Source organism: Trinickia sp., from assembly GCF_051953955.1.
Taxonomy (GTDB): Bacteria; Pseudomonadota; Gammaproteobacteria; order Burkholderiales; family Burkholderiaceae; genus Trinickia.
On record NZ_JBQCIF010000062.1, the window covers coordinates 1 to 11,482 of the forward strand.

Below are 11,482 nucleotides of genomic sequence, written 5' to 3' on the forward strand. Positions count from 1 at the left end.
GAGCGGCGTCGCCATTCGGCAACGCTTTTTCTACTTTAGAACCGGCGAGGCTTTCGACTTTGCGCGAGCGGCAGCCCGCCTCAACGCTAACTAAGCGGGGATTTTCCTTAACAGATCACAGACTGCGGCGAGGCCCCATGACCCGAACGACGAACGACCAATTCCAAACCGTTGCCGCCGACGCCGCCTACGCGAACAACAGCGATTTCCTAGAAGACCTTCGCCGTTTCGCCGCAGCGTTGATCGCCCAGTCGCGCCTAGGCCTGAGCGATTACAGCGAAGTCAGCGCTTCGTCATTCCCCCACCACCCCAACGCCGCGCTAGCCTGGCGCACCATCGCCGCCCGCATGGCGGCCACGGTCAAAGCCGAAATCTTCATCCCCTTCGCTCACGTAGCGTTGGTTTTCCAACTCGATGCACGCGACTTGCAACTGTTGGCGCTTGCGCTCCTATGGGAGACCGACCGATCGATCGCGGATGCCATAGCTCAACTGGTTGACGATGAGCGCGATCCCGAAGAACAACAAACCCATCCCCGCCCGCCACGCGCGCATTCCCCGCCACTACCCCTTAGCATCGTCACCGACCTACTAGGCGATATCCGCGCAAGCCTGTTCTCCGACGGCCCGTTGGTTCGCTGCAATTTGATCGAGCTCGTCGACATCAACGTCTCGACGCTCGGCGGTGGCTACCGCTTGGCCCAATCCTTGGGTGCTTACCTCGTTGGCCTGGCGGCCCCTCAGCCGAGAATCGGCGACCACCTAACGATCGACGTCACACCGGCAGAGGGCCTAGACGACATCATCGTCGACCCAGGCATAAAACAGCAGCTCCAGCGCTTCGCCGATGTCTGCTGCGCACCACACACTCATTTCGGAACGGTCGCCCTAGAAATCGTGGCCGACGACACCGCGCTCGCCGGCGCCTTGGCTGCGGCCGCCTTCTCGAGCCTTGGCTACGGCATCGCACAACTCGATGCGAGGCATATTCGTTGGGCCTATCTGGCCGCCGATCAACGGTTGGCCACGTTGCTGCAGCAATTACGGCTGGCATGCCGCGATGCCGCGCTCTGCACGCAGGTCTTGATGCTGACGAACTGCGACGCGCTGCTCGGCAACGAAGAGCGAGACGAAATCGACTTGTTCGACAGCACGTTTCAGTTGCTGCTCGATGCGGCGGCCTACATCGTCGTCGTCAACGGGCCGACGCGGCGCCTGTCCGATGCCGTTTCTCTCATGCGTTCGCAAGGCGCTCGGTTGTTTCAGGTACGCGTTCCAACACTCACGCCGGATTTGCGCAAGCAAGCCTGGCGAAGGCATGCGACATATGACGGTTTGCGGGTCGACGATGCGTTGCTGACGAAGCTCGCGGGCGCCCATACCTTCACCGAGACACGCATTGCCGCGGTAGTGGACGCCGTGGCCGGCCAGCAACTGCTCAGCGGCGATGACAACGTCGAGCCGCTGCTATGGGACGCATGCCGCCGCGAAGCGGAAGACGAGCCGATCGGTGTCGCCAAGCGCGTCGATACGCCTTATCGGATGCACGATCTCGTCGCGCCCGAGCCTACGCTGGAACTACTGCACGAAGCGCTGGGGCAGATGCGTCACCGCTCGAAGGTGATCGATGAATGGGGGTTCGGCGCCAAGTATCCGGGCGTCGCTAATCTTTGCGTGCTGTTTCATGGGCCGTCCGGCACGGGCAAGACGATGGCGTCGTCGATTCTCGCCAATGAGCTCTCGTTGCCGTTGTACCGAGTGGATATTTCGACGGTGCTCAGCAAATACATCGGCGAGACGGAGCAGAACATCGCGCGCTTGTTCGATCGCGCCGAGTTGATGAACGTCGTCCTGCTCTTCGACGAGGCGGAGGGGTTGTTCAGCAAGCGAACGGAGACGAAGGACTCGCACGATCGTCACGGCAATCTGCAAATCGGCTTCATGCTGCAGCGGATCGAGTCGTACCCGGGCCTCGTGATTCTATCCACGAACCTGTTGGGCAATATGGATAAGGCGTTCCATCGCCGCTTTCGGTACATGATCGAGTTTCCGTTTCCAACGAGCGAGGAGCGTCTGCAATTGTGGCGCAAGATTTTTCCGCCGCAGGTTCAGTTGGATGCCGACGTCGATCTCGAGTTGTTGGCGCAAAAGGGCGCGCTCGCGGGCGGCGCGATCCGCAACGCGGCTGTTAGCGCGGCTTTTCTTGCAGCGCGCGATGGTACGTCGGTGAAGATGGCGCATCTCGTGAAAGCCATCCGGCGCGAATATGACAAAGTCGGGAAGCTGTTTTCGGAAGCGGATTTCTGAGGTTGCCGTGCACGGTTGTCCGGCGGGGTAGCTGTCGCCACGGCGGCATAGGCATAATGGCGGTTCAACGATTGCCGCTTTGTTCGACATGCTTCCTGCACTCGATACGCCCCGGCTGCTGCTTCGCGAGCGCACGCTCGCCGACCTTCAATCCTGCCTGGAGATGGACCGCGATGCGGCGGTGACGCGGTACGTTGCCGGTCCTTGGCATGATCCCGTGGCGCATCGGCAGTTCGTCGAATACCGCATCACGCGGCCGTACCCGCCGGGCCTCGGCTACTGGACGATACGAGAACGTGCCGAACCCGATTGCTTCATCGGATGGGTTTTGCTGATCCCGGATCACGGCACGGGCCCCGATGTCGAGATCGGCTGGCGCCTCGTTCGCTCCGCCTGGGGGCGGGGTATTGCAAGCGAGGCGGCGAGGGCGCTCGTTACGCATGCGTTCGATACGGTGCGGTTGCCGCGCGTGATTGCCGACATCGCTGCCGAGAACCACGCGTCGCTGCGCGTCGCGCAAAAGCTCGGCATGAAATGGGTTGGCTCCGACACGAGCGATGGAATGCGATACGAGCGGTACCGCCTCGTGCGTGACGATCTTGGGGCGGACTAGCCCGCAACGTCGCCGACGCCCCAGGGCGCAGTGGTGCGATGTTGGTCGACCCGCTATTCGGCCGAGACAAAGTCGTTCACTGCATCGGACTTTTGCTTGACGAAGTCTCCCTGAACCGGCGTAGGAACGGCGTTCGGATCGGTAGCGCCTGTTGCAGGATTCGTCGCGGGCGCCTGGAATTGCACTTGCGCCTGGAAGCTCGGCGCATCCACGAGTAGCACATCCGAGGCGCTTGGGCTTGCGATATACGACACTTCGCTAGCTTTGGTGAGGGTAATGGTCCCGTTGCCCGGTGTGGTGAAAGCGCCCGTGGTGTACGTGAACGCGTAGACGAACTTGTTGGCGTCTTGCACCGTGCAAACCTTCTTTCCGTTGATGGTCGCCAACCCGCTTCCTCTGATCTCCTGTTGGGTGGGATCCGGCGAGAACTGATTGGCCGCTAGTGGCGTCGAGTAAAACTTGAAGTTGACGGTGTCGCCGTCGGTCACGATTCTCGCTGACACTTGGCCCCTCTCTCGATGTCGTATGCGGGTGGGAAGGCGTTGGGTTTTGCTGTCGAGACGATCGCTCGGCGCCTCGGAACCTTAGCGCAGAATGGCTGCCGATGACGCGCCCACATGGGGGCAATCGCCAGGGGAGCGTGCCGCTTCCCATATGTTGCGTAGACAATTTAGTTTCGCATCCGCGCGGCTCCGCTGAAGCGGACATACTGGCGACTCGCTACCGGATACGCGCGCGGGCGGATCACGTTTCATCGCGTGCGAAACCGCGCGGGTATTGCATCAAGCGGCGTGCCGAGGAAGCGGTTTGATCTTCGGCATAGGCTGCTGTTGCGCCTGCCACAAGTCCCATTGCGCCTGCATGCCGACCCACATTTCCGGCGACGTGCCCCGCCATGCGGCAAGCCGGAGTGCAAAGCTGGCCGTCACGCCTGATTTACCGTTCAGTATGTTAGATGGCGTAACCCGGTTGATCTGCAGCGCTTGCGCTGCCTGCCCCACGGTCATATCGTCAGGGATCCATTCCCGCAGCACCTCGCCCGGGTGCGCCGGATTGTGCATCATCGTCATAACAATCACCTTAATGATAGTCCTGGTAATCGACCAGGATCGCGTCAGCCACTTCACATCCGCGTCACACATATCCTGCATCCTCGCGGGATTTGACTGTACCATCCGCTCAGCGACCGCTGACACCTCTGACCGCAACCTTGACTATGCGCACGAAAAACTTTTTCGCGTCCATCACGCTTGGATGGCTTTTGTCGACGTTCGGTGCCGGCGTTGCCCAGGCCGCCGACGATACGCTAGTGCTCTATACGAGTCAGCCGAACGCCGATGCGCAAGCGACGGTGAATGCCTTCCGAAAAGTCCATCCGGAGGTGCAAGTCGAGTGGGTGCGCGATGGCACGTCACAGTTGATGACCCGGCTCGAGGCTGAAATGGCCGCGGGCGTCACCAAGCCCGACGTGCTCTTGATCGCGGACAGCCTCACGATGCAGGCGCTGAAGAGCAAGGGCCTGCTACAACCCTATCTGAGCAGCGAGCGCGGGCAGTACGCCGCAAGTCTGTACGACAAAGACGGTTACTACTACGGAACGAAGCTGATCACGACCGGCATTGCGTACAACACGGGTGTTGCGTTCAAACCCTCGAGCTGGAACGACTTGACGCGGCCGGAAGTGAAGAACCAAGTCACGATGCCAAGCCCGCTCTATTCGGGCGCGGCGATGATTCACCTCGCTGCGTTGACCGCGAACCGGCAACTTGGCTGGACCTATTACGAGAAGCTGAAAGCCAACGGGGCAAGCGCCCAGGGCGGCAATGGCGGCGTGCTCAGCGCGATCACTGCCGGCACGAAAACCTACGGGATGCTCGTGGACTTCATGGCGATACGCGAAAAGGCCAAAGGCGCCCCGATCGAATTCGTATTCCCGAAGGAAGGCGTGAGCGTCGTGACCGAGCCGGTCGCGATCCTCAAGCAGGCACGGCACGTAGCGGCGGCGCGCGCATTCGTCGATTTTCTGCTGTCCAAGGACGGTCAGAAGCTCGTGTTGTCGCAAGGCTATATTCCTGCGCTCGCTTCGCTTCCGGTTCCCCCCGGTTTTCCGAGTCGCGATCAGATCAAGCCGCTGCCGGTCGATCCCGCTCAGGCGCTTGCGGCTGCGCAGACCGACAAGGCTCGTTTCAACGCGCTGTTCGGCGCCGCCAAATGACGAGCACCCGTGCGGCCCGCGTAGCGGGCACCGCGCAAACGGGTGATCGAGCGTTCGTGCTGCCGATACTGGCCGTGGCGATGCTCACCGTCGCCCCAGCCGCACGGCTGCTATGGGAAGCGCTGAGCGTGCGGCAATGGACGACTCACTCGCATGCGGCGGGATTCGACGTCCTGGCAGAGCCGTCAACATGGCTGGCGCTGGGTCACAGTATTTATACGTGCGGGTTGGGCACGATCATAGGATTACTGCTGGGCAGTTTCGTTGCATTCGCGCTGACGTTGACCGACTTGCGCGCGAAGGGCGTTTTCTCCTTCTGCTTCGTGCTTCCGATGATGATCCCGCCGCAAGTGACGGCGCTCGCATGGCTGCAACTCACGGGGCCGGCCAGCCCGCTGTTGAAGACGCTGGGGCTTGCTCCGCCGCTCGGCAGTTCGCAACCGCTGTATTCCGCCGGCGGTATCGGATTGTTGTTGGGCGTCCAGTATGCGCCGATGGTGTTCCTGTCGTTGCGGGCGAGCCTCGTGGCATTGCCCGCGGACCTGATCGAGGCGGCGCTGCTCGCCGGTGCCAGTCAAACACGAGTATGGCGCGACATCATCGTCCCCCTCGTGCGCCCGGGTCTCATTGCCGCGGCTGCCCTCGCGTTCGTGTCGGCGCTGGGCAACTTCGGTATCCCCGCACTGCTCGGTATTCCCGCCGGCTTTTATGTCCTGCCCACCCTGATCTATCAGGAGATGGCGAGCTTCGGCAATGCCGTGTTGCCGAAGGTTGCGGTGCTATCGGTGCTGATCGGGGTCGTCGCGCTGGCCGGTGTCTGGTTGCAGTCTCGGCTACTGGCGCGCCCCGCGCATCGGCTCTCAGGCCACGGCGGTCGCGTAATGCTCCGTCTGGGGCGTGCGCGTGGGCTCGTTGAGGCGGTCATGGCATTGATGCTCGCCGTGATTTTGTTTGCGCCACTGCTGGGGCTGGCCATCAGTTCGCTGGTGCCTGCAATGGGTGTCGTGCTCAACACGCGCACGTTCACCCTACAAGCCTATGGCGAGATGCTCGGCCAGCAGGGCGTCACATTGCGTGCGCTTCGCAACAGCACGGCGCTCGCCGGTACGGCCGCGGTCGTACTGCCGCTGTTGATCCTGCCCGTGGCGTGGCGCCTGGTGCGCCGTCCGGGTTGGGTCGGCGCGTGGCTCGCGGCAGCCGTCGAAATTCCGTACGCCGTGCCGGGCGTCGTGTTGGCGATCGCTTGCATTTTGCTTTTCGCTCGTCCGTTGCCGTTTATCGGAATCAGTCTCTACGGCAGCCTGGCCATCATTCTCCTCGCGTATCTGGCGCGCTTCATGGTCGTCGCGCTCAAGCCGGTCCAAACGAGCATCGCGCAGATCGAGCCCGCGCTCGAGGAGGCGGCGCAGCTTGCCGGCGCCAATCATAGGCAGCGGCTGTGCGACATCATTTTACCGCTGGCCGCGCCGTCGGCACTGGCGGGAGCACTGCTGGTATTTCTCATGGCGGTCAACGAACTCACCGTGTCGGCGCTGCTATGGAGCGCCGGCAACGAAACGCTGGGGGTGCTGATCTTCAACTTGAACGAAAGCGGCGAGAATGCACTTGCCTCCGCGGTCGCCGTCGTCATCGTCTTGTTGGTCGCGGCGCTGATGGGGCTGCTGGGTCTCTTTGCGGACCGTCTGCCGAGAGGGGTGATTCCGTGGCGGACTTGATGTTGCGACGCGTCGGCAAGCGTTATGCCGACGCAAAAGCGGTGGATGACCTGGACTTGGCCATACCCGCCGGCGCCTTCGTTGCCTTGCTCGGGCCGAGCGGTTGCGGCAAGACGACGACGCTGCGCATGCTCGCCGGCTTCGAGAGGGTCGATGCAGGGCAGATCACGCACGGCGCTCGCGTGCTGTCGAGCCCGGACACGCACGTGCCGCCCGAGCATCGCGAGATGGGGATGGTCTTTCAGTCGTATGCGCTCTGGCCGCATATGAGCGTGGCGCAAAACGTCGGCTATGCGTTGAAGCTACGAGGCATGCGCGCAGCGGAACAGGAGCGGCGCGTGCGCGCGGCACTGGAATCGGTGCACCTTGGCGCATACGCCGACGCGGCACCGCAAGACCTTTCGGGCGGCCAGCGTCAGCGCGTCGCATTGGCGCGCTGTCTGGCCAGCGAAGCGAAAGTCGTACTGCTCGACGAGCCGCTCGCAAACCTCGATCGTCATTTGCGCGCATCGATGGAACAGGCTTTTCGGGACCTTCACCGACGCACCGGTGCCACTTTCGTCTATGTCACCCATGACCAGGCCGAAGCGATGGCACTTGCCGATCGGGTGGCCGTGATGCACCGGGGGCGGTTGGTCCAATGGGCGACGCCTGAGGAGCTCTACCGACGTCCGCGCACCGACTGGCTCGCGGGATTCATCGGGAAGGGAAGCGTGCTCGAGGTCGTCGGGCAGCCTTTGGGGCATATCGACGGGCACGCGTTGATGGGAGCGCTCGATCACACGCAGGGGCCGCGTGGGCCGGTACTGGTTCGCCCGCAACACGTTCGATTGCACGAGAGCGGAGTGGCGGGCGAAGTGCGCGACTGCGTCTTTCGCGGCGAGCACTACGAGGTGCTGATCGGTTTGTCAGACCAGCAGCAACTGTTGGCTCATCATGCCGGCCCTGTGGCGATCGGTCAGCGCGTCACGGCTCACATTAGTCAAGCCTGGGGCCTGGAGCGGGCCTCGAGTTGAAGCCGCGCTTAGGCAAAAGGGGCGGCGGACGCAGTTGCGGTAAACGGCTTATCGGCAAACGGATTGCCCAACGTCCCGCTCGCTATTCGGTTGGCGACCCCTACCCGGATACACTCGTGCTCGGCCCAGTGATATGCTCGAATTCGACGCGGACATCGACACGATCGTGCGACGCTGCGCGGTGCCAGGGCGCATCTTGCGCGCCGTTTTGCACACGCTGGATGCGTTGGCACGCATCCGCGAAATCCTCGATTCCGGACCGGACGGTCAACGCACCGTTTAAACTTGAACTACCTCATGACTATCGATTCTGCCACCGTCGAGGCATTCGCGCCCACCGGTACGCTTCGCGCATCCATCAATCTCGGCAATCCCATTCTCGCGAATCGGGATGCGCAGTCGGGCGAGCCGATTGGCGTATCGGTCGACCTCGCGCATGCATTCGCGCAATGCGTTGGTGTGCCGCTCGAGCTCGTGGTGTTCGATGCGGCAGGCAAATCCGTTGAAGCCGTGAGCGATGGGCGTGCGGACTTCGGTTTTTTTGCGGTCGACCCGAAGCGCGGCGAGACTATCGCATTCACGGCGCCCTATGTGCTGATCGAAGGGTTTTATCTGGTGCGCGATGCATCGCCGATCCGCAACAATGCCGACGTCGATCGGCCGCATCACCGCGTAGCGGTAGGCAAGGGCAGTGCCTACGATCTATTTCTGACGCGAGAGTTGAAGACGGCGACGATCGTGCGTGCGCCGACTTCGCCGGCGGTCGTGCCGACATTCCTCGAGCAGGAACTGGAAGTGGCCGCGGGCGTCAAGCAACAGCTCGAGGCCGATGCCGCGAAGACTAGCGGGCTGCGCTTGCTCGACGAACGCTTCATGGTCATCCGGCAAGCGATGGGAGTCGCTAGGAGCCGAGGGGAAACAGCTGCTGCGACGTTGCGTGACTTCGTCGAAGCGATGAAGCGAAACGGCTTTGTGGCGGAAGCGCTTGAACGTCATCGCATTGCAGGTGCCTCTCTTGCACCACTCGAATAGATTGCGGGGATGGAGTCGGCTTGCGCAGGGCGCTGGTCGTCCCGGGTATCTGTGCTGATCCGTCACACGAGCGCGACCCCGGCTGCGTTTGCCCGCGCAGCCCTTCGAGTGCTCACGAATCCCGCCATTCGTCGGCGCGTCCTTGCAGCCGTTCAAGCCTCCGCTGCACTGGCGCAGCTAGCCAAACGGCCTGAGCTGCGACTCTGGCACGTCGATGCCCAGGTCCTCCATCAGCACCGTTTCGATTGGCTCGCGTGACGCGCCCTCGCTTGCGACCTTGACGGGCAGCCCGTGGCTCACGTCGAACCACAATTCATAGCGGAACACGCCGGTCACTGCATGACCGGGCCTGGACGTCACCACCACATGCGACGCTCGGCGTATGCCGATAGTCTCGTCGCCGACGACCTGCGTGTCGCCATGCCGCTGAAGCTCACGGACATTGGCGAGCAGCGCGCCGATGTCGGATTGGTCGACGCGATGACCCTGCGGGCTCTGGATCATGCGACTGTCGGGGCTCAGCAAGAGCCTAGGAAACGTGTCGAAACCGAATGGCCAAAGCTTGACCTTTCCCGTATCGGGGCTGTAGATGAGTGTCGCGCCGGCATGCGGACGGATGAAGTCCATCCGAACGAAGCCCGGCTTGCGGTAGCCGTAGAGCACCTCGACGGGTTCTTCTCCCGCCGATGTCGATTTCAGCGTGACCTGATAGTTTGTGAGCGCATCGAAGCGTGCCTGCGCATCGACAACGAAATCCCGGCTGCGCATTGCCGCCTCCTATACTCGAACGTACTCGGCCGTGGGTGATGGACGATGGGTGATTTTGGAGCACGGCTTCGCCCCACGCAATGCTCGCGCGAATACGCCGGCATGTGCGGGGGCTGGTCTGTCAAGACGGGTAGCCGTATCGCGAACAAGGAGGAAAAGAACGATGGCGGAATTCCGTTTGGCCACCGTGTGGTGCATCGAGGCGCCGGTGCAATCGGTGTGGGACGCGGTCCACGATTCGATCAGTTGGCCGAGGTGGTGGAAGAATGTCGAAGCGGTGCGCGAGTTGCAAGCAGGCCGGACCGACGGTCTGGGCGCCATGCATCGTTACACTTGGAAGGGCGTGCTGCCCTATCGTGTGATCATCGATGTGCGCGTCACCCGCGTCGCGCCCCTCGTTGCGCTGGAGGGAGAGGCCAGCGGGGCGCTGGAAGGCGTGGGACGCTGGCATTTCACGGCCGACGGCAGCCGCACTGTGGTGCGCTACGACTGGCACGTCAGGACGGCCAGTGCCTGGATGAACGCGGTCGCGCTCGCGCCGTTCGCGCGGCTAGCATTTCGCTGGAATCACGATTCAATCATGCGCGAAGGTGGTCTGGCGCTCGCGCGCCTGCTCGAGTCACGTCTCGTCGATTGCGAATAGCGGGCTTGTTGAGCTGACCTAGGCGGGCAGCTGCCTCGCAGCCGTACAAAAATTCCGCCGGTACACGGGACGTGTACACCGCGCTTCGACTGATCGGGCCGATCAGGCAGCAGGGATCCAGGGATTAATCACCTGCAGTCCACCCGCTTCGTAGGGCGAGGTATCGCGGGACGCGACGATGAATCCTCGCGAGGCGGCAATGGCGGCGATATAGCCGTCCGGCGTCGGGAAGCCGCGCCCGCTCTTTCTTGCCTTCGCTGCCAGTTCGGCATAGTGCTGTGCAGCGTCGACGTCGAACGGCAGCACACGTCCCTCGAATAGCCCGAACAAGCCATCCACTGAATGAGTAAGGGCGCTTTTACGCTTACCGGTCGCGAGCACCGCGATATCAAACCGCAGCTCGGCTAACGTCACGCTCGACAAGTATAGGGTTTCGGCGATCTGCTCGTTGAGCCATGCTCGAACGGTTGCGTCCGGCACGGGCTTCATCGCTTCGGAAACCACGTTGGTATCCAGAACGATCATTCAAACCTCATCGGTTCAGCCGGTGTCTTGTCCCGTGTTTGGTCCAAGATCGCCAAGTCCTCATTTGTTAGACCGACATTGCGACCTAAGGCCGCCAAAGCATCGCCCAAGCGCACACGCTTTTCTGGCTTCACCGCGCTTGAAAGAATCTCTCGAACCTCGGCCTCGGTGCTATGTCCGTGCTGCGCAGCACGAAGCCTTAGGGCACGATGCACTTCGTCCGGCACGTTGCGTACAGTCAGAATAGCCATTGTCAAATCTCCATTCGTGCCCTCAGTGACGTCAACTGTAGCACTTTGCTGTCATCTGTCGTTTATGCCGTCGGTCACGCGCTTGGACGAGGTCATGTGCGGTTCCTGGCTGCATGCTCGGCCCGGGCGACGTTGCGTCCGGCCGGTGTACAGCGCCTTTGCGGCCGAGGCCGCGTCGCCAAACGCTTCCACTTCATGCCCGTGCAGCAGCGCGTGGGCTTGAGACATCCGAGACGTTAGCCGAGGTGCCCACCAGGCTATGCACCAAGCCCGAGTCAGCATCCACGCCGATATGAGCCTTCATACCGAAGTGCCACTCGTTGCCCTTCTTCGTTTGATGCATCTCGGGATCGCGGCTGTTCTGGGCGTTCTTGGTCGACGGCGGCGCCTCGATAATC

13 protein-coding genes and 1 pseudogene are annotated in these 11,482 nt (G+C 62.3%); 8 read left to right on the forward strand and 6 right to left on the reverse strand.

The window, feature by feature from the left end:
- Positions 1-137: 137 nt before the first annotated feature.
- Together ACTHNZ_RS12190 and ACTHNZ_RS12195 are read left to right on the forward strand one after the other, a co-directional pair.
- Positions 138-2,306 carry an ATP-binding protein gene (locus ACTHNZ_RS12190; protein WP_440542752.1) on the forward strand — a complete coding sequence of 723 codons (2,169 nt, stop codon included), beginning with the start codon at positions 138-140 and terminating at the stop codon, positions 2,304-2,306.
- A gap of 88 nt (positions 2,307-2,394) precedes the next feature.
- Positions 2,395-2,919: a GNAT family N-acetyltransferase gene (locus ACTHNZ_RS12195; protein ID WP_440542764.1), complete on the forward strand. Its 525-nt coding sequence runs from the start codon at positions 2,395-2,397 to the stop codon at positions 2,917-2,919.
- A 53-nt stretch (positions 2,920-2,972) separates the two neighbouring features.
- Here the strand turns inward: ACTHNZ_RS12195 and ACTHNZ_RS12200 are convergent, their stop codons facing one another.
- Both ACTHNZ_RS12200 and ACTHNZ_RS12205 read right to left on the reverse strand, forming a co-directional pair.
- Positions 2,973-3,407 (reverse strand): hypothetical protein, encoded by a 435-nt coding sequence (locus tag ACTHNZ_RS12200; RefSeq protein ID WP_440542753.1) that lies wholly within the window; start codon positions 3,405-3,407, stop codon positions 2,973-2,975.
- Between the two features lie 294 nt (positions 3,408-3,701).
- Complete coding sequence (locus tag ACTHNZ_RS12205) at positions 3,702-4,061, reverse strand: HigA family addiction module antitoxin (protein ID WP_440542754.1); 360 nt, start codon at positions 4,059-4,061, stop codon at positions 3,702-3,704.
- A 74-nt stretch (positions 4,062-4,135) separates the two neighbouring features.
- Between ACTHNZ_RS12205 and ACTHNZ_RS12210 the strand changes: the two genes are divergently transcribed.
- From ACTHNZ_RS12210 to ACTHNZ_RS12230, 5 genes are all read left to right on the forward strand, one after another.
- Positions 4,136-5,134 carry an ABC transporter substrate-binding protein gene (locus ACTHNZ_RS12210; RefSeq protein WP_440542755.1) on the forward strand — a complete coding sequence of 333 codons (999 nt, stop codon included), beginning with the start codon at positions 4,136-4,138 and terminating at the stop codon, positions 5,132-5,134.
- The gene (locus ACTHNZ_RS12215) at positions 5,131-6,849 is read left to right on the forward strand and encodes an ABC transporter permease (protein WP_440542756.1); all 1,719 of its coding nucleotides are present in this window, start codon (positions 5,131-5,133) and stop codon (positions 6,847-6,849) included. The genes ACTHNZ_RS12210 and ACTHNZ_RS12215 overlap by 4 nt, the downstream gene beginning before the upstream one ends.
- Entirely contained in the window at positions 6,849-7,865 is a 1,017-nt protein-coding gene (locus ACTHNZ_RS12220) for an ABC transporter ATP-binding protein (RefSeq protein ID WP_440542757.1), read from the forward strand. Before ACTHNZ_RS12215 ends, ACTHNZ_RS12220 begins: the two co-directional genes overlap by 1 nt.
- Before the next feature lie 133 nt (positions 7,866-7,998).
- Entirely contained in the window at positions 7,999-8,148 is a 150-nt protein-coding gene (locus ACTHNZ_RS12225) for a hypothetical protein (RefSeq protein ID WP_440542758.1), read from the forward strand.
- Between the two features lie 14 nt (positions 8,149-8,162).
- Positions 8,163-8,897, forward strand: coding sequence for an ABC transporter substrate-binding protein (locus ACTHNZ_RS12230; RefSeq protein WP_440542759.1), 735 nt, complete (start codon positions 8,163-8,165; stop codon positions 8,895-8,897).
- 177 nt (positions 8,898-9,074) lie between these two features.
- Here ACTHNZ_RS12230 and ACTHNZ_RS12235 read toward each other — a convergent pair whose 3' ends face one another.
- Positions 9,075-9,665 carry a sigma-E factor regulatory protein RseB domain-containing protein gene (locus ACTHNZ_RS12235; RefSeq protein ID WP_440542760.1) on the reverse strand — a complete coding sequence of 197 codons (591 nt, stop codon included), beginning with the start codon at positions 9,663-9,665 and terminating at the stop codon, positions 9,075-9,077.
- A 163-nt stretch (positions 9,666-9,828) separates the two neighbouring features.
- Between ACTHNZ_RS12235 and ACTHNZ_RS12240 the strand changes: the two genes are divergently transcribed.
- Positions 9,829-10,308 carry an SRPBCC family protein gene (locus tag ACTHNZ_RS12240; RefSeq protein WP_440542761.1) on the forward strand — a complete coding sequence of 160 codons (480 nt, stop codon included), beginning with the start codon at positions 9,829-9,831 and terminating at the stop codon, positions 10,306-10,308.
- Positions 10,309-10,410: 102 nt separating this feature from the next.
- On the opposite strand, the gene ACTHNZ_RS12245 is transcribed toward ACTHNZ_RS12240, so the two are convergent.
- The 3 genes and pseudogenes from ACTHNZ_RS12245 to ACTHNZ_RS12255 all read right to left on the reverse strand — a co-directional run.
- A complete protein-coding gene (locus tag ACTHNZ_RS12245; RefSeq protein ID WP_440542762.1) occupies positions 10,411-10,833 on the reverse strand; it encodes a type II toxin-antitoxin system VapC family toxin in 423 nt (140 codons plus the stop codon).
- Positions 10,830-11,084, reverse strand: coding sequence for a FitA-like ribbon-helix-helix domain-containing protein (locus tag ACTHNZ_RS12250; RefSeq protein WP_440542763.1), 255 nt, complete (start codon positions 11,082-11,084; stop codon positions 10,830-10,832). Before ACTHNZ_RS12250 ends, ACTHNZ_RS12245 begins: the two co-directional genes overlap by 4 nt.
- Before the next feature lie 129 nt (positions 11,085-11,213).
- A pseudogene (locus ACTHNZ_RS12255) lies at positions 11,214-11,482 on the reverse strand (transposase); the annotation flags it as partial.

Bases quoted from the DNA above. Each gene is read 5' to 3' on its own strand.
- ACTHNZ_RS12190 (WP_440542752.1), top strand. From the start codon at position 138: ATGACCCGAACGACGAACGACCAATTCCAAACCGTTGCCGCCGACGCC.
- ACTHNZ_RS12195 (WP_440542764.1), top strand. From the start codon at position 2,395: ATGCTTCCTGCACTCGATACGCCCCGGCTGCTGCTTCGCGAGCGCACG.
- ACTHNZ_RS12205 (WP_440542754.1), bottom strand. From the start codon at position 4,061: ATGTGTGACGCGGATGTGAAGTGGCTGACGCGATCCTGGTCGATTACC.
- ACTHNZ_RS12210 (WP_440542755.1), top strand. From the start codon at position 4,136: ATGCGCACGAAAAACTTTTTCGCGTCCATCACGCTTGGATGGCTTTTG.
- ACTHNZ_RS12215 (WP_440542756.1), top strand. From the start codon at position 5,131: ATGACGAGCACCCGTGCGGCCCGCGTAGCGGGCACCGCGCAAACGGGT.
- ACTHNZ_RS12220 (WP_440542757.1), top strand. From the start codon at position 6,849: ATGTTGCGACGCGTCGGCAAGCGTTATGCCGACGCAAAAGCGGTGGAT.
- ACTHNZ_RS12225 (WP_440542758.1), top strand. From the start codon at position 7,999: ATGCTCGAATTCGACGCGGACATCGACACGATCGTGCGACGCTGCGCG.
- ACTHNZ_RS12230 (WP_440542759.1), top strand. From the start codon at position 8,163: ATGACTATCGATTCTGCCACCGTCGAGGCATTCGCGCCCACCGGTACG.
- ACTHNZ_RS12235 (WP_440542760.1), bottom strand. From the start codon at position 9,665: ATGCGCAGCCGGGATTTCGTTGTCGATGCGCAGGCACGCTTCGATGCG.
- ACTHNZ_RS12240 (WP_440542761.1), top strand. From the start codon at position 9,829: ATGGCGGAATTCCGTTTGGCCACCGTGTGGTGCATCGAGGCGCCGGTG.
- ACTHNZ_RS12245 (WP_440542762.1), bottom strand. From the start codon at position 10,833: ATGATCGTTCTGGATACCAACGTGGTTTCCGAAGCGATGAAGCCCGTG.
- ACTHNZ_RS12250 (WP_440542763.1), bottom strand. From the start codon at position 11,084: ATGGCTATTCTGACTGTACGCAACGTGCCGGACGAAGTGCATCGTGCC.